The organism is Shewanella sp. SG44-6, from assembly GCF_014164185.1.
GTDB lineage: Bacteria > Pseudomonadota > Gammaproteobacteria > Enterobacterales > Shewanellaceae > Shewanella > Shewanella vesiculosa.
Map to the genome: position 1 here is coordinate 30,771 of NZ_JACJER010000010.1, position 22,335 is coordinate 53,105.

Sequence of the window (22,335 nt, forward strand, 5' to 3'; positions counted from 1 at the left end):
ACTGTTAGTGCCTTTTTTATTATTTTAGCTAAGCGAGATTAATGACCATCACTCAGCTTAGTCGCTTATACGCTATTGCTCAGACGCTTATTCGCAATCGTCTTCTGCTAAGTAGAATAATCCTTGATTGAGTAATCCCGTGATGACATCTAGCGCTGCCACATTGTCAGTGAATAAATGAGCCTCATTAGGGGGAATGCTCACTTGATTGGCCAAAAGTTGTAGCATGTCATTCGGCGCATCAGCAAAGGTGTACACTTCACCGTTAATAAACAAACGTGGTAGGTTATCATTTTCTAAGCGCAAGACTTTTAGACCACCGATACGTTGAATAACCGCACCTTGTTCAATGGCTTCTAATAAATCATCAGCCGTTAATGGCTCTTCGCCTTCACAAATATCCAGTTCAAAACGATTTTGACTGAGTAATTTACCTAACATAGTCTGGTAGCTGGCAGGATCTTGTGCCAACTGCGTCAATAAATCCATGATGCCTTGTTGATGAGTTTGGCTGATAAGGCCGGGTTCTGCTGGCTCGTCAGATGACGTGAAACGCTTCTGCCCCTGGTTGCTGTCAATTAACGCGTCAGCTAATTCAGTTAATAGCTCTTGCTGACTTGGGGCTCTAAATCCAATGGAATACGACATAGCCAGTGATAATGTTTCGCCGCAATGTGGGTATCCTGGTGGAATATAAAGTACATCACCTTTTTGTAAAATCACATCAATAATCGGCTCAAAATCGTCAACCAAAGGCGAGTTTGGATTATCGCCGCGGCGCTTATGTTGCCCTTTATCGCCCACTTTCCAACGACGTTCCCCGTCTCCTTGAATGATAAACACATCGTAATTATCGATATGCGGGCCAACACCACCACCAGGTGTGGCAAATGATGCCATTAAGTCGTCAAAGCGCCAGTCTGGTAAAAATCGGAACGCTTCGACTAAAGCTTGCGAATCTGGGTACCAATGATTGACGGCTTGGACTAATAATTGCCAGTTGTCTTCACCAAATTGGTCGTAGTCTTCAAATGGACCTTGAACAACGTCCCAGTCATCACCTTTGGTCACCACAACACGTGACGATATTTCTTCTTCACAGGCAAGTCCAGCAAGTTCATCTGCTGCGATAGGGTCGTCAAAGTCGACAAAAGCCTGTTTGATCACAAGTGGTTTTTGTTGCCAATGCTGTTTAATAAAGGCTTGGGTATCAATATTTAATGTGTACATGGTTAATCTCAGATCGGGATAATAAATAGGTGCAATATTCTGATTTAGCTTACTTAGCCCATTTCTTAATCCGAGTTGAGATTAGTGAGTCTTAATGAACAATAACGTATTTTCAGCAGAATAATAACAGGTATTTCATACAATAAAAAAGCGGCCACATATGCGACCGCTCATGTTATGCATAAAGCGTGTAAGACTATTTTAGCTCATCAACAAAGGCTTCTGCGCGGCCAATATAGTTTGCTGGGGTCATTTTTTTCAATTCAACTTTTACGTGTTCTGGTAATTCAAGACCATCAATAAATACTGCAAGTTGTGCCGCATCAATACGCTTACCACGTGTCAGTTCTTTTAGTTTCTCATACGGTTTTTCAATGCCGTAACGACGCATAACGGTTTGTACTGGTTCTGCCAGAACTTCCCAGTTTTTGTCTAATTCAGCTAAAAGTTGTGCTTCATTGACTTCTAACTTGCTAATGCCTTTTAAGGTCGCCTGATAAGCTATTAACGAGTGAGCCATACCTACGCCTAAGTTACGTAATACGGTTGAGTCAGTTAGGTCACGTTGCCATCTTGATACCGGTAATTTAGCCGCTAAGTGTTGCATTAGCGCGTTAGCGATACCTAAGTTACCTTCGGAGTTTTCAAAATCAATTGGATTGACTTTGTGCGGCATGGTTGATGAACCAATTTCGCCAGCGATAGTGCGCTGCTTAAAGTGGCCTAGTGCAACATAACCCCAAATATCACGATCAAAATCGATTAGGATGGTGTTGAAACGAGCAATGGCATCGAACAATTCAGCAATGTAATCATGCGGCTCAATTTGGGTGGTATACGCGTTCCAATTAATACCAAGACTGGTTACAAAACGTTGCGACAGCTCATGCCAGTTAACTTCAGGGTAGGCTGAAATGTGGGCATTATAGTTACCCACAGCACCGTTAATTTTACCCATGATTTCAACTGCGTTGATTTGGTTTAATTGACGGTCTAAACGCACAGCAACGTTAGCCATTTCTTTACCAAGTGTTGATGGCGATGCTGGCTGGCCATGGGTTCGCGACATTAGCGGTACGCTTTTATTGTCATGCGCTAATTTTTTGATAGCATCAATAATTTGCTGACACTGTGGTACTAACACTTGCTCGCGCGCTTCTTTTAACATTAAGCCATGAGATAAGTTGTTGATGTCTTCAGAAGTACAGGCAAAGTGCACAAATTCATCGATAGCAACTAGCTCGGCGTTGTCGGCAATTTGCTCTTTAATGAAATACTCAACCGCTTTTACATCGTGATTAGTGGTGCTTTCAATCGCCTTAATACGCAGGGCGTCTTGTTCGCTAAAATTGTCTTTGATGCTGTCTAACAAGGCGAGGGCGGTTTCGCTAAAAGGGGGAACTTCTTCAATCTCTGGGCAGCTAGATAATAGCTTTAACCAATTGATTTCAACTTGAACACGGTACTTAGTAAGACCGAACTCGCTGAAAATCCCTCGTAATGAGGCGGTTTTGCTACCATAACGACCGTCTATCGGAGAGATAGCAGTTAGTGCGGAAAGATCCATTTGAAGCTCCTTGATGAACTTAGTTGTAGGGTGATTCGATTAATTGTTATTTTGGCTTTGTTTTGCTGTGTCAAATATTGCCTTGCGAGCAAACACCAGATGGCGGCGTTTGCCACCTAATTGACGCCATAATACTGCACTGCGCATTGCTGCAAGCAGCAATGCACGAATTTTATGTTGCACCTGAGGTTGTTTTAGGCAATCGGGATTACCCGATATTTGTAATTTAGGCCCTAATTCGCTGATGACATCACTATAAATACTGGCAAAATTGGCCAGGACTTGCTCATCGGTAATGGCAAAGTGTGCTAATTGGCGATGCACTTGATTGATGCGCTCGGCAAGCATGCCCAAACCATTTGGCGAGCGTGCAAGCTTTCGTTCCAGGGTTAACACCCCAACAAGGTAACGAGTGGTTTCGACATCTTTGTTGCTGCCATCCCCAAGCTGATTTTGGATCAATTGGTAACCATTATCTAAAATGGTTTTATCCTGATACACATCTGCCGTGGATTCTGGTTCGGTGACTAAAATAGTGTTAAGAGTTGCCGCTAAGGCGTCTTTGTCACTTTCACCGTGGCGGGCTAAATACTGCACTTGACCGATAGCTTGTAAAATACCGGCAAAAGCCATAGTGCGTTCAAACAAGATGTTGTCTGGAGTTTGGCTCACGGATTATCCTCGGATTAAGGTATCGATTATGCCGCCACCTAAACAGATGTCACCATCATAAAATACTGCTGATTGCCCTGGGGTCACAGCGGCAACGGGTTCATCAAACATCACGGTAATGTTTTCGGCGTCATCATAAGAGAGTGTGCAGCCGACATCACGTTGACGATAACGAGTTTTAACTGTGATATGGCAATGATTGGCGGGACCTTTTCGATCGACCCAATGCAGTTGATTAACTGTCATGCCGTTGGACATCAGGCGAGGGTGGTTGCCCCCTTGCGCTACAATCAACACATTACGGACTAAATCTTTTTCAACCACATACCATGGGTCTTCATTACTGTTTTTAAGTCCACCAATGCCAAGGCCTTTGCGTTGTCCAAGCGTGTGGTACATCAAACCTTGGTGAGTTCCAATGACTTCGCCTTCAGAGGTTTCAATATCTCCAGGCTGTGCAGGTAAATAGGTGGCTAAAAAGTCGGTAAATTTGCGTTCACCGATAAAGCATATGCCAGTGCTGTCTTTTTTGTCGTGAGTAATTAATCCCAGTTTTTGTGCTATTTCGCGAACTTGATGTTTTTCAAGTTCGCCAACCGGGAATAAGCTGCGACTGACTTGTTCATGACTTAAGGTGTATAAAAAATAGCTCTGATCTTTATTACCATCAACACCGCGGAGCATTTCAACGCTGCCATCACTGTTGTCTCGACGGCGGACATAATGGCCCATGGCGATGTAATCGGCGTCTAAAATGTCGTCGGCAAACTCAAGAAAGGCTTTAAATTTGATTTCTTTATTGCACATAATGTCAGGGTTCGGTGTACGGCCCGCTTTGTATTCTGCTAAAAAGTATTCAAATACATTGTCCCAGTATTCTGCAGCAAAATTAACGGTATGCATTTTAATTCCGAGCTTGTCACATACCGATTGTGCATCTTTTAAATCATCGGCCGCTGCGCAATATTCATCAGTGTCGTCTTCTTCCCAGTTTTTCATAAACAGACCTTCAACCTCGTAGCCTTGCTGCATTAACAAGTAAGCTGATACTGAAGAGTCTACGCCGCCGGACATACCGACAATGACTTTTTTACCGTTTGATGCTGGGTTGATTGATGTCATAAATCCTAAAAACCTTGAAGATAGATAGTGTGTATATGGTGCCGCAATGCCAATGTTTCAAGGCAATTGCACTCGATTTTTGTTGGTCGAGATGTTGGATATTGTTGCTTGCACGTATTGAACCGATTGATTCCGATAATGCTGAGTAAACATGACATTTGTGCGGCGCATATTCTATCACGCATTCGCTTAATGGGCTATCTTGAGGTGCAGGCAAATTGCCTGACACCAGTCATTAAAAGTAATCGACATTCAGCAGTGACAGAGGGGTGTGCTGTGATGGGTGGTTTTTATCGGCTTGCTGCACAAAGTCTGCAATACTTTTTACCACTAGCGGGCTACGAAGCTGGCTACCAAGGGCAATGATTTCAGCTAGGCTTAGCCAGTGCGTGGTTATAATGGCACTGTCCAGAGGAAGCGCTTGGCGTTGCTCAGACAGTTCGATACAAAATGTATAGCGCACAAAGGCTAACTCGTCCGAGGCGCTAAATTGGTAGATGCCGACAATGGCTTGAGGTGATAACGCGAGTCCGGTTTCCTCGACTATTTCACGAGCACATGCTTCAATTATCGATTCATTTGCCTCTAAATGCCCAGCCGGTTGATTAAATTTAATGGCACCGTTAATGCGTTCTTCAACCAATAAAAATTTACCTTGGCAGTGGATCACGCAAGCGACAGTGGTATTAGGTTTATAACGTTCAGTCATCTTGTCCTCTTGTATACAGTGTCTGCCAGCGATTACTTTGGTGTGTTGATCAGTTTATATTCACCATTTGGTAAATCATCTAGACACCATTGGCCTATTTTATAACGGATTAGTCTTAAGGTTGGATGGCCGACATGTGCCGTCATGCGCCTTACTTGGCGATTTCGACCTTCACAAATCTGTACTTCTAGCCAGCTTGTTGGAATGGCTTTGCGCTCACGCACTGGTGGGTTTCTGGGCCAAACCGCGGGTGAGTCCATCAGACTGACTTTTGCAGGTAAGGTCATACCATCTTTTAATTCTACGCCATTACAAAGTGCGTTAATGGTGTCAATTGACGGCTCACCTTCAACTTGGACCCAATAGGTTTTGAAGGTTTTTTTAGCTGGATGAGTCAACTTTGCCTGCAATTGCCCGTCGTTGGTGAGTAACAATAAACCTTCACTGTCACGGTCTAAACGCCCGGCAGCATAAACATCTGCAACTGGAATAAAGTCTTTTAATGTTTGCCGGCCTGCTTCATCGGTAAATTGGCACAACACATCAAAAGGTTTATTAAATAACACAATGAGTGGATTTTCAGGTCGAGGTTTTTGCGGCGGACGCGATTTCACCCTGCTGCGATTGCCAGCTTTTGTCGACATGTCTGCTTTGTAGGGAGATGTTTTTTTGAATGGACTCAATTTACCGATTTTTGCCATAAAGGTATGGTTAACATCCTTTGCTAATACGAGTGAGTGATAAGTAAGCGAATATAAATCAATTTATGTTAGTTTACTGCGTATTCGCCCTTAGTGGAATTTGAAAATTATTAAGAATGATCTATGATGTCCGCCTAAAAATTGTGATCTGTGCCTAATTTATCATTCTGAGCTGGCGAATTTAACCGTCAAATCTCAGAGGTTTGAGAACAAAATATAATAAAAAATGGGATAGGGGATTTCACATACTTGGCTGATAACAAGTGGACCTAGATCGCTGATCTTGGCTTACTTATGCGAGTGTTATCCATCAAAGCCCGTCAAATGCTTACGCAATTTATTCTAATAAATTATTAATTTACAATAATGTAGGAAATAAAATGAAAGATAACACTCCAACGATCATATACACAGAAACTGATGAAGCGCCGGCACTTGCTACGCTATCTTTATTGCCTATTATCCGTACTTTTACTGACGCAGCAGGTGTGAAAGTTGAAACGCGTGATATTTCTTTGTCGGGTCGTGTTATTGCTAACTTCCCTGAAAAATTAACCGCAGAGCAAAAAATTGCCGATGCGTTAACAGAATTAGGTGAATTGGCTAACAAGCCAGAAGCCAACATCATTAAGTTACCTAACATCAGTGCGTCAGTGCCTCAGTTAAAAGCATGTATTGCTGAACTTCAAGCAAAAGGCTATGACATTCCTAATTATACTGATGAGCCTAAAAATGACGCTGAAGTTGAAGCGCAGTCACGTTACGACAAAATTAAAGGCAGTGCAGTAAACCCAGTATTACGTGAAGGTAACTCTGACCGTCGTGCACCAACCTCAGTGAAAAACTACGCCAAGAAAAACCCTCATTCAATGGGTAAATGGGCCAGTGATTCTAAGTCTCACGTTGCTCATATGAGCGAAGGTGACTTCTACGGTAGCGAACAGTCTGTAACCTTAGCAACAGCAGATAAAGTCAATATCGTATTGACTCAGCAAGACGGTAAAGACGTTGTTCTGAAAAGTGGTTTAGCACTATTGGCTGACGAAGTGATTGATTCTTCAGTAATGAGTAAAAAAGCCCTTGTAGAATTTTATACTCGTGAAATTGAAGCGGCAAAATCTGAAGATATTTTATTATCTTTACACCTTAAAGCCACCATGATGAAAGTATCTGACCCAATATTATTCGGTTTGGCAGTGAAAGTGTTCTTTAAAGATGTATTTGATAAGCATGGCGCATTATTTGCTGAGCTCGGCGTAGATGTAAACAATGGCTTTGGTGATGTCTATGCCAAAATCAGTACTTTACCAGAAGCTAAGCGCAACGAAATTGAAGCTGATATTGCTGCTGTTTATGCTGCTCGTCCAGCACTTGCAATGGTAGATTCAGACAAAGGTATCACCAACTTACACGTACCAAGCGACATCATTATTGATGCTTCAATGCCAGCAGCGATTCGCTCTTCTGGTAAAATGTGGGGCCCAGATGGCCAGTTGCAAGACACCAAAGCAATGATCCCAGATCGTAGTTACGCCGGTGTTTATCAAGAAACTATTTCGTTCTGTAAAAAGCACGGTGCATTTGACCCGACCACTATGGGCAGCGTGCCTAACGTGGGCTTAATGGCTCAAAAAGCAGAAGAATACGGTAGCCATGATAAAACGTTTGAAATTAAAGCTGCAGGTACGGTTAATGTAATTAATCAAGCTGGCGATGTATTAATGAGTCATAACGTTGAAGCTGGCGATATTTACCGTATGTGCCAAGTGAAAGATGCGCCTATTCGCGACTGGGTTAAGCTAGCCGTTAAGCGCTCGCGTTTAAGCAACACACCTGCAGTATTCTGGTTGGACAGCAATCGTGCTCACGATGCTGAGTTAATTAAGAAAGTGACTGTATATCTTGCCGAGCAAGATACCGCAGGTTTAGACATCCAAATCATGACTCCAGAAGATGCGACTCGTTTTACTTTAGAGCGCATTATTAAAGGTGAAGATACTATTTCTGTAACGGGTAACGTATTACGTGACTACTTAACAGACTTATTCCCAATTCTTGAGCTGGGTACCAGTGCAAAGATGTTGTCTATCGTTCCATTGATGAGTGGCGGTGGCTTATTTGAAACAGGTGCCGGTGGTTCAGCGCCTAAGCACGTGCAACAAGTCGAGAAAGAAGGTCACTTACGTTGGGATTCATTAGGTGAGTTTTTGGCACTAGCGGCTTCTTTAGAGCACTTAAGCCAAACAACAAACAATGCTAAAGCGCAAGTGCTAGCAGATACCTTAGATGTGGCTATTGGCGTGTTCCTTGACACCAATAAATCACCTTCTCGTCGCGTAGGCGAACTCGATAACCGTGGTAGTCACTTCTACCTAGCGATGTATTGGGCACAAGCATTAACAGAGCAAACTGAGGATGCAGAGCTGGCAGCGCATTTTGCTCCACTCGCCCAATCATTGGCTATAAATGAAACGGTTATCCTTGCTGAGTTGAATGGTTCACAAGGTCCTGCAGTTGATTTAGGTGGTTATTACCGTTTAGATGCAACTAAAGCCGAACACGCCATGCGTCCTAGTGCAACATTAAACCAATTTGTTATTGGTTAAGGGCATAACCGCTCACTAAACGTGATTTTTGTTTAATGAATCCATCTTGGTATCAAGGTGTTAAATTGATAAATTTGACGTTTTTTAGATAATAAAAAAAGACAGGGATTAAAATCCCTGTCTTTTTGTTTTATAGTCTCACCAATTAAATTGTTGGCGAGATGGCTGAAGCATGCATTCCTTTAGGGCCTTCTTCAACTTCGAAGCATACAGGTTGACCTGCTTTTAAGGTACGATAACCTTCCATTTCGATAGTTGAATAGTGCGCAAATACATCTTCACCACCCTGATCAGGGCAAATAAACCCGAATCCTTTGGCGTTGTTGAACCATTTAACAGTTCCGTTTGCCATACTTCCACTTCCTTCTGTTGTCTACTTACCAGTAAGATAGTAAAACTTATTATCCAGCGGTCTAGTATTCGCCGCCTAGCAAACAGAATGAAATTTGTACGAAAAGAAGTCAAGAGCTAATTAACAAAAAGGCAACATTTAATTAATTTAACAATATCAAGTGGTCGGGAACCAAACGAGAGGCTAGTATTAAACAATGGCTAAATTAGGCAACGTAGAACATATTGCGGAAAAGGTTGAATCTGAACTACAACCGCCCAATATGTATAAAGTGGTGTTAAATAATGATGATTACACCCCAATGGATTTTGTGGTAGAAGTATTACAACGATTCTTTGAGAAAAATGAACAGCAAGCTGTTGATATAATGTTAGCTATTCATAATCAAGGTAAAGGATTGTGTGGTGTATTTCCATTTGGAATAGCAGAAACAAAAGTTTTTCAAGTAAATCAGTTTGCAAGAGAAAACCAACATCCGTTACTGTGTACGTTAGAGAAAGCATAATATCGATTTCTCATAGTCTGTGGTTAAATTTAAGAGGTGCTTATGCTGAACAAAGACCTGGAAGTCACCTTGAACCTAGCGTTTCAGCAAGCTAGAGATTCACGTCATGAATACATGACGGTAGAACATTTATTATTAGCGCTGATCGACAATCCCTCTGCCTACGAAGCATTAATTGCTTGTGGTGCGGATGTGAATCGTTTACGTGAAGAAGTGGCTAATTTCATTCAACAAACCACGCCGATTATTGCTGAATCGACTGAAGAACGTGAAACTCAACCTACCTTGGGATTTCAACGTGTTCTGCAGCGTGCGGTGTTCCATGTGCAATCATCTGGTCGCAACGAAGTCTCCGGTGCCAATGTGCTGGTGGCTATTTTTAGTGAGCAAGAATCACAAGCGGTTTATTTGTTGCGCCGTTGTGATATTACTCGCCTAGATGTAGTGAATTTTATTTCTCATGGCATGGCTAAAGAAGATGATTCTGGTGAATCACCAGATCAAGAACGTGTTGAAGACCAATCTGAAACTGCCGAAGATCGCAGCATGTTGGCGCAATTTGCCGCCAATTTAAACCAACTTGCGCAAGACGGTATTATCGATCCACTTATTGGGCGTGATGCTGAAATTGAGCGTGCAATTCAAACCCTGTGTCGTCGCCGCAAGAATAATCCCTTGCTTGTGGGTGAAGCTGGCGTCGGTAAGACGGCTATTGCAGAAGGTTTGGCTTATCGGATTGTCAATAAACAAGTGCCAGATGTGATGGCTAATGCCACCGTGTACTCGCTAGATTTAGGCTCGTTATTAGCGGGCACTAAATATCGTGGTGATTTTGAAAAGCGTTTTAAAAGCTTGTTGAAAGAATTGGCTGCAGATGAACATGCGATTTTATTTATTGATGAAATCCATACCATTATTGGTGCTGGCGCCGCGTCTGGTGGTGTCATGGATGCCTCTAACTTACTCAAGCCATTATTGTCTAGTGGTAAGTTACGCTGCATGGGATCGACTACATTCCAAGAGTATCAAAGTATTTTTGAGAAAGACCGCGCTTTAGCTCGTCGCTTCCAAAAAATTGATATCAATGAGCCTTCTGTGGCCGAAACCACCAAAATATTGATGGGGCTTAAATCCAAGTACGAAGAATATCATGGTGTGCGTTATACCCAAGCAGCTATCAGCAGTGCGGCTATTTTATCGGCGAAGCACATCAACGATCGTCATTTACCTGACAAAGCGATTGATGTGATTGATGAAGCCGGTGCTCGTATGGTGATGATGCCGCAAAGCAAACGTAAAAAGACCATTGGCCAAGCTGAAATTGAAGCCATCATTGCTAAGTTAGCCCGTATTCCTGAGAAGTCGGTATCGTCGACTGACAAGGATATGCTGCGCAACCTTGAACGTAACCTTAAGATGGTTGTATTTGGTCAAGACAAAGCGATTGAGAGCCTTAGCGCTGCCATACGCTTATCGCGCAGTGGTTTAGGTTCTGAGAAAAAGCCAGTAGGAAGCTTTATGTTTGCAGGCCCAACAGGGGTAGGTAAAACAGAAGTGACCAATCAATTGGCCAATTGTCTTAACCTTAAACTGATCCGCTTTGATATGTCTGAGTACATGGAACGTCATACCGTGTCACGCTTAATCGGTGCGCCTCCTGGCTACGTTGGTTATGATCAAGGTGGCATGCTCACCGACGCTGTGATTAAAAATCCGCATTGTGTGGTGTTGCTTGATGAGATTGAAAAGGCACACCCGGATGTATTCAATTTACTATTGCAAGTCATGGATCACGGGACATTGACCGACAACAACGGTCGCAAAGCTGATTTTAGAAATGTCACCTTAGTGATGACCACCAATGCTGGTGTACAAGAAACTATTCGTAAATCGATTGGTTTTAGACAGCAAGATCACACCCAAGATGCGTTAGCTGAAATCAATAAGATGTTTTCACCTGAGTTCCGTAACCGTTTAGATTCAATCGTCTGGTTTAACCATTTAGACATGACAGTTATTGCCAAAGTGGTGGATAAGTTCTTAGTGGAATTGCAGGCACAGCTAGATGATAAACGTGTCACCCTGGATGTCAGTGATGAAGCGCGAACCTTGCTGGCTGAGAAGGGCTATGATAAATCAATGGGTGCGCGCCCAATGTCACGTGTGGTGACAGAATTGATTAAACGTCCGTTAGCCGATGAAATCTTGTTCGGTGTGCTTGAACGAGGTGGTATTGCGCATATTGACGTCAAAGATGGTGAGATCAACATCGATTGCGAGTCGTTGGAAAAAGTCTCGTAATAATCAATTTGATTCACAATATGCTATTAAAAAAGATGACCCATGGGTCATCTTTTTTTATGCGTGTTAATTGCGCCTATTACCGTTGCTTCAATAAATCAGTCATCAAGGTAAAGCATTTCTTACTGTTCAATTCAATGGGTATTGATAACAAAATGGGTATCCCCTTTTAAATCAATAAACATAGCAGTGGATCGTATGAGGTGCTTCTGCAAAACGGATTACAACCATCGCGATGCTTGGTTGAATGTCTGATAAAAGGGTTACCCATTACGTTGAACATTCGTCTTGTTTGATGCGTGTTGCGTTACGTTGAATACACTGTATTTATGCAGTTTGGTATAACAACAAAAAAACCGACAGGCAGTCGGTTTTTACATTGTTGAGGCTAGCGATTAACGTGCGCGGAAGACGATACGACCTTTAGATAAGTCATAAGGTGTCAACTGTACAGTGACTTTGTCACCCGTTAAAATACGGATGTAGTTTTTGCGCATTTTGCCAGAGATGTGGGCTATCACCACATGTCCATTTTCAAGCTCTACGCGGAACATTGTATTTGGCAAGGTCTCAAGGATAGTGCCCTGCATTTCAATGTTGTCTTCTTTCGCCATTAATTAGTTATCCCATTAGCCTTCAAATATGAAAAAATCGGGCGTATCATGCCCCAAAAACGCCGAACTGTAAAGGCCGTTAACAAGAAAGAGGCGTAAGATTTTCGCCAACTTGCCAACCAAGAGCCGTTAAAATTTGATATGGACGATATTGGCGTTTGTAACTCATTTTTCTATTTTGATCAATTTGATAGCCCAAATACAAAAATCGTTTACCTAACGACTTAGCCAATTGGCATTGAATTAAAATCATCAACGAACCCAGTGATCGTTCTGCGTAGTCTGGGTCGAAATAGCTGTATATGGCCGAGAAACTTTGCGCCATCTCATCGGTCACCGCCACGCCAATTAATTGGTCTTTATCAAACAGTTCAATAAACATTGGCGGTAACCAATCTGATAGTAAAAAATCATCATATTGAGCTTGTGATGCCGGGTACATAGGGCCATCACTATGGCGTTCATTGATATAGCGTTGGTATAAGTCATAGTGCTCTGGCCGTGATGTATGACTGATCTTCCAATGCAAGTCTCGGTTGTTTTTTAAGGTTCTTTTTTGGCGTTTGGACAACACAAAATCATTCACATTCAGTCGAATAGATTGGCAAGATTGGCAACTCGGGCAGCGTGGTTTATAAATTGCGTTACCGTTGCGACGAAACCCCATCGCAAGAAGTTGTTCAAACAGCGATGGGTCTATTTGTGGTTCTTGGATTACCAATAATTGCTCTTTATTGCCTTCAATATAGTTGCAATCAAAAGGTTGGCTTATGCCGACACTAACCGATTTAGAATTCAATAAACACCTCTTGTTTGATCCATATGGATGCTGACTTTGTTTGATCGCGGCCGCAGTGAAGTATGGATAAAAACTCACTTCTTGGTATCGCCATAGCCCCAAGACTTAATAAATGTGGATTCATTACTTGCGCGTCAATTAGTTGAAAATCATGTTTCACCAAGTGTTGATTCAGTATAGCAAATGCAGCTTTTGATGCATTAGTTTGCCGATGAAACATCGATTCACCGCAAAAAACACTGCCCACTGGAATACCGTAAAGCCCACCCACTAAATCGTCGCCATCCCAGACTTCAATAGAATGCGCAAGACCTTGCAGATGAAGTTCATAATAAGCCATTTGGATTTCGGCAGAAATCCACGTGCCATCCTGTGAACTTCGTGGCTGAGCGCAACCGGCTAAGACATCTAAAAAGGCATGATTGATAGTGTATCGCCAGGTGGATTTTTTAAGAAACTTAATCAAGCTTTTGCTGCCAAATGGATGACGAGGTTCAAATACCGCTCGAGGATCTGGTGACCACCATAAAATGGGATCACTGACATTAAACCAAGGGAAAATACCTTGATAATAGGCTTCTGCTAAGCGCTCTGGACGTAAATCTCCCCCAATGGCTAATAAGCCATTGGGATCGATAAGCGCCAGCTCTGGTGGCGGGAAGTCGATGGATTGATTTAAATAAGACAGTGAGTTCAAAATGAGTATATTATTTGGCATACCTTATCGTTAACTTAGCGGATATTGATCATGTTTAAAATCATAACTGTCAATGTGAAGAGTATTTTTGTAGTTTTACTGACTATGTGCTTGTTTTGTGGTCAAAGCCAAGCTGCTTATGAGCGAAATCAAGCCGTACCCGTGGAAAAAGTCATCTATGGTCAGATTGAATCGGTCAAAAACATCACTGAAAAACAGCTCGTTGAAGACAGCCATAGCGGCTGGAAAACTTTTGGTGGCGCCTTAGTCGGTGGAGTTATAGGGCATCAGTTCGGTGGCGGTTCAGGCCAAGATGTAGCTACCGTTTTAGGGGCATTAATTGGTGGCGGTATAGGCAGTCAGCATGGAAACCAACAGTATTATCTTGAAACTAAATTAGTTGAACTCATGATAAAACAAGAAGACGGAAGCCAAGTTATGGTTATCCAAGATGCAGATCCGGGGATGCGTTTTGCTGCCGGTGATGAAGTGAGAGTGGTTTATTTAAGCGGTTATGTCAGGGTTGATTTGGCGATGTGATGACATACGCAATAAAACAAAAAGGAGCCTAGGCTCCTTTTGTGTATTACAAGGGCAAAATCCATTTGCAACAGTACATTGGCTACTTTGCTAAAGTGATTAAAACCCACGAGGTAATGTTTGCTTACCTGAAGTGTGCTCGAGCTTTTGACGCCATAACTGCTTAGGCGTTAAACCGCCTGAAGTTATTTGAGCTTGGCGATTGGGTGATTTTTTTGCTGCCGCATTGTTGATTGGCTTGGCTGCAGGTTTAGCGATAGGTTTGTGCATCTCTGCCGCAGGCTGTTTATTTGTCGTCGAGGCAGTAAGTTGTGTAAGCATTGTTTCAAGTTCGCTAAAGCGCACAGATTTCTGGCCGTCAATTTTGTACCAACTGCCTGCTTGCTCAATTGATACTGTGTTACCAGATTGTCGTTCTAGTGCCGTTTGTAGTTGGCTGATGACCTCTTCTTTATTCAATGTTGTCATAGTAAATAACCTATTGGTTGTCATGTTAAATTAAGGTTGTCGCTAATTTTAAAGTGTTAATGCATCAAAAGTCCAATTGAGCTATAAATTGGCGGATTTTCCATCCGGAAGTTGATTTTATCAGCGAGTAGAGTGATATTTCAGCATCATTAGGTTTCGATTTAATCTGGATTTAATATTGATTGAATTTGACAATCGACTGTACTTATTGGCGGCTCAAGCCTAATTTATTTGGTGGTTATTTTTGTTTTTTAAATTAATTTTTAGCTTGGATATTCTTCGCGAGAGCGACAGTATTCGGTTAAACTGATGATATCGCCATGGTGTACAGTATGGATCGCTATCGTCTGAGTGAATATCGGTTAAGTCCGCATGGTTTATACGAATAAGTTTATATCTTTGTTGCTTAAGATTAGTTAATTTCTAGGGGTTTTATGTCCACACATCATCAGACATCAGTTGTTTCTCGCCAAGCATTAGCGTCTTATCTTGATAGTTTTTTAAATGTTTCTGCCTTTAAAGACTATGCACCAAATGGGTTACAGGTCGAAGGCAAGTCGGATATTCGCACCATTGTCACCGGTGTCACTGCATGCCAAGCATTAATTGATGCGGCGATAAAGGTCAACGCTGATGCTATTTTGGTTCATCATGGTTTTTTTTGGAAAAATGAGCCCGAAGTGATCACCGGCATGAAATATCGACGGATCAAGGCCTTAATAGAAAATGATATCAGTTTATTTGGTTATCACTTACCGTTAGATGCTCATCATGGTGTTGGTAACAATGCTCAATTAGCCCAACAGTTAGGCATTATTAGCCCAAGAGTTTATGAGCAGGTAGCTCAAGATTTATTATGGCATGGTCATTTGGAACACCCAATGACGGTTGCAGAGTTTAGCGAGTTACTTAATACAGTATTAAACCGTAAACCTTTGCACATAGGGGATGAAACGAAAATGATTTCGACCTTGGCTTGGTGTACTGGCGGCGCGCAAGACTATATTGATCAAGCTGCACAAATGGGCGTTGATGCGTTTATTAGCGGCGAAGTATCAGAGCGCACATTTCACACCGCAATCGAGCAAGGTTTACATTATTTTGCTGCTGGTCACCATGCGACTGAGTTATTTGGCATTCAAGCGTTAGGCAATCACTTAGCGGAAAAATACAATATAGAGCATCATTTTATTGATATTGTAAATCCGGTATAGCTGGATTAATAACTTGGCGCTTAGCGGTGTTGACTGTGTTCTGCATGGTTTTAAAGACTTTGCTATCGTGTAGATAACAAATGGTTGTAGCGACGCTCTGGCAAGGTTACTGGGTCATTGATGTTGAATGTGGCCGGTATCATTGATGATAGAGCGTGTGCGGATGATATTGCTTTCTTTGAGATTGAGTAAATGACCGAGTATTTTTTACAAGCCTTTATTTATTTAACCGCTGCCGTTATCGCCGTCCCTTTAGCAAATAAATTGGGATTGGGGTCGGTACTCGGATACCTCATTGCTGGGGTTGTTATTGGACCTATTATTGGTTTAGTGGGCAGTGAAACCAACACTATCCAACATTTTGCTGAATTTGGTGTTGTGATGATGCTCTTTTTGGTTGGCTTAGAACTTGAACCAAAAATGTTGTGGGCGATGCGAAATCGTTTACTCGGACTGGGTGGTCTGCAAGTTGTGGGGTCGGTTGTGGCGGTTATGGCCTGTGCTATTTATGCTGGCTATCAATTGAGTATTGCATTAACTATCGGGTTAATTTTTTCTCTGTCTTCTACCGCAATTGTATTACAAACGTTATCTGAAAAACGTCTCAATAAGACTCATGCAGGTAAAAATGCCTTTTCGGTATTGTTGTTTCAAGACATTGCCGTTATTCCCATGTTGGCCTTTATTCCGTTATTGGCTTTACCTGAATTAGTTGAGCAAGCCCAAGCTGCTGTAAGCAGTATGAGTGAACAACACGAGCAGCTAAGTTTAGTGGCATCTCTACCTGGGTGGGCGTATGCGATTGTATTGTTGTTAGCCATTAGTGTCGTGGTGTTGGGCGGCCATTATTTAAGCCGACCTTTATTTAAAATCGTTGCTGAGTCTGGTGCGCGTGAAATATCAACAGCTGCAGCACTTATGTTAGTCATAGGCATTGCCGCATTAATGAGTTTGGTGGGGATCTCGCCTGCATTAGGTACCTTTTTAGCGGGCGTGGTGCTAGCAAACAGTGAGTTTAAGCATGAGCTTGAAGCAAATATAGGTCCGTTTAAAGGCTTGTTGTTAGGCTTGTTTTTTATCACCGTGGGTGCCGGGATAGATTTTTCGGTGTTGTTTGCTGATTTTGCTGAAATCATTGCCATCACCTTAAGTGTGATGTTGATAAAAGCGATGGTGTTGTACGTGCTAGCATTGATTTTCAGGATTAAAGGCAGCGATCGTTGGTTATTCACCTTATGTCTAGCTCAAGCGGGTGAGTTTGGCTTTGTATTGCTAAATTTTAGCGTGCAACAACATGTTATTCCAACTGACTTAGCTCAGACCTTGTCTATCGTAGTAGCACTATCGATGTTTTTAACCCCTGGACTATTCATTTTATTTGATAAAGTCATTTACCCGCGCTTTCAAGTGAAAACTAATCAACGTGAGCAAGATAATATCGATGATGAGGGCACTGTTATTATTGCGGGTATTGGCCGTTTTGGCCAAGTGGTCAATCGCTTTTTAATATCAAATAATATTAAAACAGTCGTACTCGATTATCAGGTATCACAAGTGGACACTATTAGGCGTATTAATACTAAAGCCTATTATGGTGACGCCACTCGACCTGACTTATTAAAAACAGCCGGTATAGAACAAGCATCGCTTTTTGTGGTGGCTATCGATAATCGCGAAAGCAGCGTTGAATTAGTCAAATATTTGCATCAAACTTACCCAAAACTGAAAATTGTCGCCAGAGCCTTCGATCGAGGCCATGGTCATTTGTTAAAAGATGCCGGGGCTGACATCGTCGAATCAGAAACCCATCATTCAGCACTTGAACTGAGTGTGTCCTCGTTACAGTTGCTTGGTAACAGTGAAGAATATGTTTTAAGACGAAAGGCAACCTATAAGCGTGTTGAAAAAGAAGCCTCAAAGCGTTTATATGATTTTTGGTTGAAAGAATCAGCAGGTGAGCGCTACAGTAACGATTTTATTAAACTGTTTATGTTGTATGAAGAGCGATTGAAACAAGCAATGGATGAAGATAATGCCGCTCATCATGCAGATGTTGATCTTCAGCATGCTATTAAGCTAACCCAAAAATCTGACGGTGATGTTAGCGTTAATGATTAATGGATGATTTTATTATTGTCGATGAACCTGCTAACTGGCTGCAATGGCTTTGATGATTAATAATTGCTTATTGATTTGATGAACGTGCAAACTAAAAAAAAGACCGCCGCAGCGGTCTTTTTTTATGAAGTTAAGTGTTATTTAACTCGCATACCTGGCTGCGCACCTTCATGAGGTTCAAGTATAAATAAATCTTTACCACCCGGGCCAGCCGCTAATACCATACCTTCTGAATCACCAAACTTCATCGTGCGTGGGGCAAGGTTTGCCACCATTACGGTGAGTTTACCCACTAAGTCTTCAGGCGCATAAGCCGATTTTATACCCGCAAATACTTGCTTAGTTTCGCCGCCTAAATCTAATTCTAGACGCAGTAGTTTATTGGCTTTCTCGATATGTTCCGCTTTGCTGATACGAGCAATTCGTAAGTCAATTTTTGCAAAATCTTCAAAGCTTATTTCTGGGCTGATAGGATCTTGCTCTAATTGATTAACGGCTTGTGTCGGCGCATCGGTGTTAGGTGCGTCCGTATTAGTGGCTTGCAAGTTTTCTTTAGAGGCATCGATGATAGCTTCAATACTCTTAGGTTCGATACGTTGCATTAAGGCTTTAAATGGTGCAATTTCATGGCCTGATAAATCTTGGGCCAAATTATCCCATGTTAAGGTTAACTGTAAAAATCCTTCAACATTTTCGGCAAGCTTAGGTAATACAGGCTTAAGATAAGTCACCAAAATTCTGAACAGATTTAATGCATTACTGCAAACCTGATGTGCTTCTTGTTGTTTATCTTCATGCTTAACTAATTGCCAAGGTGCGGCGTCAGCAACATAAGCATTAGCAATATCTGCTAGCGCCATGATTTCACGCATCGCTTTACCAAATTCGCGGGTTTCATATAATTCAGCAATAATCTCGCTTTTGGCTAAGAATATGTCGCTCAGGCTGCTGTCAGTAACCTTGGCTAATTTACCGTCAAAACGTTTACTGATAAAACCAGCGGTACGAGAGGCAAGGTTAACTAATTTTCCGACCAAGTCAGAGTTCACGCGTTGGGCAAAATCTTCTAAGTTTAAATCCAAATCATCGATGCGGCTGTTTAATTTAGCGGCGTAATAATAACGTAGGTATTCAGGATCCAAATTGTCTAGATAAGTGCGCGCTTTGATAAACGTGCCTTTTGATTTCGACATTTTTGAACCATTAACCGTGACATAGCCGTGGGCATACACGCTAGTTGGTTTACGAATACCAGCGCCTTCAAGCATGGCAGGCCAGAATAAACTGTGGAAATAGACAATGTCTTTACCGATGAAGTGATACACCTCTGCGGTTGAGTCTAGGCCCCAGAAATCGTCAAAGTTTAAGTCATCACGCTTATTACATAAGTTTTTAAATGACCCCATATAACCAATAGGTGCATCTAACCAGACATAGAAAAACTTACCTGGAGCGTCAGGAATTTCAAATCCAAAGTAAGGTGCATCACGGGAGATATCCCATTGCTTTAGGCCTTGATCAAACCATTCATTAAGCTTGTTGGCCATTTCTTGTTGCAAGGAACCTGATTGGATCCACTCTTTTAACATGCCTTCAAATGCAGGCAGGTCAAAAAAGAAATGTTCGGTGTCTTTCATTATCGGTGTTGCACCAGATACGGCTGACTTAGGATTGATTAAATCGGTAGTGCTGTAGGTTGCGCCACAATTATCACAGTTATCGCCGTATTGATCTTCAGACTTACATTTTGGGCAGGTGCCTTTAACAAAACGGTCTGGTAAGAACATTAATTTTTCAGGGTCATATAATTGTGAAATGGTTTTGGTTTTGATGTAACCACCATCACGCAGTTTTAGGTAAATATCACAGGCTAAGGCGCGATTTTCTTCGCTATGAGTGCTGTGGAAATTATCAAACTGGATATTGAAGTCGGCGAAATCTTGCTGATGTTCCTTTTGAACCTGAGCAATCATTTCTTCTGGTGTAATACCCATTTGTTGCGCTTTGAGCATGATCGGTGTGCCGTGAGCATCGTCGGCGCAAATGTAGTGGCATTCATGACCACGTAATTTTTGAAAACGTGACCAGATATCCGTTTGGATGTACTCAAGCATGTGGCCTAGGTGGATCGGGCCATTGGCATAAGGTAGGGCACTTGTGACCAGTATTTTACGCTGTGATTTTGTCATTTTGTCTCGATATCAAATTACACCAAAAATATTGCCTGATACTAACTGATTTGCAGACTTTTTTCACCAAAACATGACTTAAAAAAGCTTAATAGTCGCTATTTTTTTACCAAGTTCTGATACACTTGAGCAAATTTCTACTTCGGAGTTGCCGTTTTGGTCAATACACATACAAATTATCAATTAAGTGATGAATTATTGTCACCAGTGTTAGATATTTTAGAAGCATTTGAAGACCCTTATTTGCGTAAAGGCTTAGTGAGTGCAGGATGTGTAACCGCACTGTCGATAGAAGGAAAACGCCTACAATTAGGCTTAGTTTATCCTTATCCGTGTATGACACAATATCGCGATACTGTGATGGCTGTGACCAATAAATTGGCTGTACTTGACGCGATTGATGAAGTGGAGTGTGAAATTGATTTTCAGCCTCGAGTTTATTCAGCACTGCCTGCTATTGCACCTATTCCTAACGTAAAGCAAGTTATTGCCGTGGCATCAGGTAAAGGTGGTGTGGGTAAATCAACTACCGCAGTGAATCTTGCATTAGCCTTAAAAGCTGAAGGCGCTGAAGTGGGTATTTTGGATGCCGACATTTATGGCCCGTCTATTCCATTGATGTTAGGTATTCCTAATTTTCGTCCACAATCGCCAGATGGCAAGCACATGACGCCAGCGCTAGTTCATGGTATTTCTGCGCAATCAATTGGTTTTATGTTAAGTGGTGATGAAGCCGCGGTATGGCGTGGTCCTATGGCGGCTGGTGCATTAGCGCAGTTACTCAATGAAACCCAATGGCCTGAATTAGACTATTTGATTATCGATATGCCACCTGGAACCGGTGACATTCAATTAACCTTGTCGCAAAAAGTGCCAGTAAGCGGTGCCGTCATTGTTACCACGCCACAAGACATTGCCTTAGCGGATGCTAAAAAAGGCATTACCATGTTTAACAAGGTCAATATCCCAGTACTTGGGATTATCGAGAACATGAGTTTCCATCTTTGTCCTGAATGTGGTCATAAAGAACACCCATTTGGTACTCATGGTGGTAGTGAAATAGCTAAACGCTATAACGTGCCGTTGTTAGGCGCACTGCCACTGCATATCAATATTCGTGAATCAATGGACAATGGTACGCCGAGCGTAATGAGCGAACCAGAAAGTGAAGTGTCAGGGATATATCGCGAAATTGCCCGCAAGCTTGGGGCTGAGTTATCACTTCAACAAGTACAATCAACCGTAAAAATTAGCATATCAGAAGACGAGTAAGGTTAAGAGATGAATTCTCAGCAGTGTGTCATTATTGGGATTGCCGGTGCGTCGGCTTCAGGTAAAAGTTTAATTGCTAAAACAATTTTTGAAGAATTGTGTCGTGATTTAGGAACCAATCAGATTGGTGTGATCAATGAGGATGCCTATTATCGGGATCAAAGTCATTTGACCATGGAAGATCGAGTCAAAACCAATTACGATCATCCAAAAGCATTGGATCATCAATTATTAGCGACTCATTTAACTCAGCTAAAACGAGGTGAAGCCGTTAGTATTCCTTGTTATAGCTATACTGAGCATACGCGTACCAGTGAAACGCTTAACATGCAGCCTAAAAAAGTCATTATCCTTGAAGGTATTTTGTTATTAACCGACCCTAAGCTTCGTGAGTTAATGGATGCCAGTGTGTTTATGGACACGCCATTAGACATTTGTTTTTTACGTCGGTTAACCCGTGATGTTGCTGAGCGCGGCCGCACAATGGAAACCGTTATTGCGCAATATAAACGAACAGTACGTCCAATGTTTTTACAGTTTATCGAACCGTCAAAGCAATATGCCGATATTATCGTGCCTCGTGGTGGTAAAAACCGCATCGCAACGGATATTTTAAAAACTAGAATCCAGCATTTATTGGCTAGATAGCCTTATTTAAG

Annotated in this window: 20 protein-coding genes; 8 read left to right on the forward strand and 12 right to left on the reverse strand. The window is 42.0% G+C overall.

Annotation, left to right across the window (positions count from 1 at the left end; genetic code table 11):
• Positions 1–87: 87 nt before the first annotated feature.
• The 6 genes from H5185_RS03305 to H5185_RS03330 all read right to left on the reverse strand — a co-directional run bounded on the left by H5185_RS03305 (position 88) and on the right by H5185_RS03330 (position 5,944).
• On the reverse strand, positions 88–1,230 hold the full coding sequence (locus H5185_RS03305) for a cupin domain-containing protein (protein ID WP_182741354.1): 1,143 nt from the start codon (positions 1,228–1,230) through the stop codon (positions 88–90).
• A 196-nt stretch (positions 1,231–1,426) separates the two neighbouring features.
• Positions 1,427–2,797: an adenylosuccinate lyase gene (gene purB, locus H5185_RS03310; protein ID WP_124015866.1), complete on the reverse strand. Its 1,371-nt coding sequence runs from the start codon at positions 2,795–2,797 to the stop codon at positions 1,427–1,429.
• 39 nt (positions 2,798–2,836) lie between these two features.
• Complete coding sequence (gene hflD, locus H5185_RS03315; RefSeq protein WP_273057104.1) at positions 2,837–3,469, reverse strand: high frequency lysogenization protein HflD; 633 nt, start codon at positions 3,467–3,469, stop codon at positions 2,837–2,839.
• Between the two features lie 3 nt (positions 3,470–3,472).
• Entirely contained in the window at positions 3,473–4,591 is a 1,119-nt protein-coding gene (gene mnmA, locus H5185_RS03320; RefSeq protein ID WP_124015867.1) for a tRNA 2-thiouridine(34) synthase MnmA, read from the reverse strand.
• Positions 4,592–4,826: 235 nt separating this feature from the next.
• Entirely contained in the window at positions 4,827–5,300 is a 474-nt protein-coding gene (locus H5185_RS03325) for an NUDIX hydrolase (RefSeq protein ID WP_182697142.1), read from the reverse strand.
• 32 nt (positions 5,301–5,332) lie between these two features.
• Positions 5,333–5,944 (reverse strand): pseudouridine synthase, encoded by a 612-nt coding sequence (locus H5185_RS03330; protein ID WP_259396148.1) that lies wholly within the window; start codon positions 5,942–5,944, stop codon positions 5,333–5,335.
• Positions 5,945–6,381: 437 nt separating this feature from the next.
• Between H5185_RS03330 and H5185_RS03335 the strand changes: the two genes are divergently transcribed.
• Entirely contained in the window at positions 6,382–8,607 is a 2,226-nt protein-coding gene (locus tag H5185_RS03335) for an NADP-dependent isocitrate dehydrogenase (protein ID WP_182697144.1), read from the forward strand.
• A 145-nt stretch (positions 8,608–8,752) separates the two neighbouring features.
• Here the strand turns inward: H5185_RS03335 and cspD are convergent, their stop codons facing one another.
• On the reverse strand, positions 8,753–8,959 hold the full coding sequence (gene cspD, locus H5185_RS03340) for a cold shock domain-containing protein CspD (protein WP_011637711.1): 207 nt from the start codon (positions 8,957–8,959) through the stop codon (positions 8,753–8,755).
• Positions 8,960–9,155: 196 nt separating this feature from the next.
• Between cspD and clpS the strand changes: the two genes are divergently transcribed.
• Together clpS and clpA are read left to right on the forward strand one after the other, a co-directional pair.
• Positions 9,156–9,464: an ATP-dependent Clp protease adapter ClpS gene (clpS, locus tag H5185_RS03345; RefSeq protein ID WP_124015871.1), complete on the forward strand. Its 309-nt coding sequence runs from the start codon at positions 9,156–9,158 to the stop codon at positions 9,462–9,464.
• A gap of 42 nt (positions 9,465–9,506) precedes the next feature.
• On the forward strand, positions 9,507–11,765 hold the full coding sequence (clpA, locus tag H5185_RS03350) for an ATP-dependent Clp protease ATP-binding subunit ClpA (RefSeq protein ID WP_124015872.1): 2,259 nt from the start codon (positions 9,507–9,509) through the stop codon (positions 11,763–11,765).
• A 395-nt stretch (positions 11,766–12,160) separates the two neighbouring features.
• On the opposite strand, the gene infA is transcribed toward clpA, so the two are convergent.
• The 3 genes from infA to aat all read right to left on the reverse strand — a co-directional run bounded on the left by infA (position 12,161) and on the right by aat (position 13,875).
• Entirely contained in the window at positions 12,161–12,379 is a 219-nt protein-coding gene (gene infA, locus H5185_RS03355; protein WP_011496276.1) for a translation initiation factor IF-1, read from the reverse strand.
• A gap of 79 nt (positions 12,380–12,458) precedes the next feature.
• A complete protein-coding gene (locus H5185_RS03360; protein WP_124015873.1) occupies positions 12,459–13,178 on the reverse strand; it encodes an arginyltransferase in 720 nt (239 codons plus the stop codon).
• On the reverse strand, positions 13,168–13,875 hold the full coding sequence (aat, locus tag H5185_RS03365; protein ID WP_182722833.1) for a leucyl/phenylalanyl-tRNA--protein transferase: 708 nt from the start codon (positions 13,873–13,875) through the stop codon (positions 13,168–13,170). The genes H5185_RS03360 and aat overlap by 11 nt, the downstream gene beginning before the upstream one ends.
• A 105-nt stretch (positions 13,876–13,980) precedes the next feature.
• On the opposite strand from aat, the gene H5185_RS03370 reads away from it, so the two are divergent.
• Positions 13,981–14,415, forward strand: coding sequence for a glycine zipper 2TM domain-containing protein (locus H5185_RS03370; RefSeq protein WP_124016006.1), 435 nt, complete (start codon positions 13,981–13,983; stop codon positions 14,413–14,415).
• Positions 14,416–14,514: 99 nt separating this feature from the next.
• Here the strand turns inward: H5185_RS03370 and H5185_RS03375 are convergent, their stop codons facing one another.
• Positions 14,515–14,883, reverse strand: a complete 369-nt coding sequence (locus H5185_RS03375) for a hypothetical protein (protein ID WP_182741356.1) — start codon at positions 14,881–14,883, stop codon at positions 14,515–14,517.
• Between the two features lie 434 nt (positions 14,884–15,317).
• Here H5185_RS03375 and H5185_RS03380 point away from each other — a divergent pair, with 434 nt between their 5' ends.
• Both H5185_RS03380 and H5185_RS03385 read left to right on the forward strand, forming a co-directional pair.
• Positions 15,318–16,097, forward strand: coding sequence for a Nif3-like dinuclear metal center hexameric protein (locus tag H5185_RS03380; protein WP_182741357.1), 780 nt, complete (start codon positions 15,318–15,320; stop codon positions 16,095–16,097).
• Between the two features lie 192 nt (positions 16,098–16,289).
• Complete coding sequence (locus tag H5185_RS03385) at positions 16,290–18,215, forward strand: monovalent cation:proton antiporter-2 (CPA2) family protein (RefSeq protein WP_182697148.1); 1,926 nt, start codon at positions 16,290–16,292, stop codon at positions 18,213–18,215.
• Between the two features lie 137 nt (positions 18,216–18,352).
• On the opposite strand, the gene metG is transcribed toward H5185_RS03385, so the two are convergent.
• A complete protein-coding gene (gene metG / locus H5185_RS03390) occupies positions 18,353–20,404 on the reverse strand; it encodes a methionine--tRNA ligase (protein ID WP_182697149.1) in 2,052 nt (683 codons plus the stop codon).
• Positions 20,405–20,560: 156 nt separating this feature from the next.
• Here metG and apbC point away from each other — a divergent pair, with 156 nt between their 5' ends.
• Positions 20,561–21,676 (forward strand): iron-sulfur cluster carrier protein ApbC, encoded by a 1,116-nt coding sequence (gene apbC, locus H5185_RS03395; protein WP_182722773.1) that lies wholly within the window; start codon positions 20,561–20,563, stop codon positions 21,674–21,676.
• Positions 21,677–21,685: 9 nt separating this feature from the next.
• Positions 21,686–22,324, forward strand: coding sequence for a uridine kinase (gene udk, locus H5185_RS03400; RefSeq protein ID WP_124015879.1), 639 nt, complete (start codon positions 21,686–21,688; stop codon positions 22,322–22,324).
• Positions 22,325–22,335 lie beyond the last annotated feature (11 nt).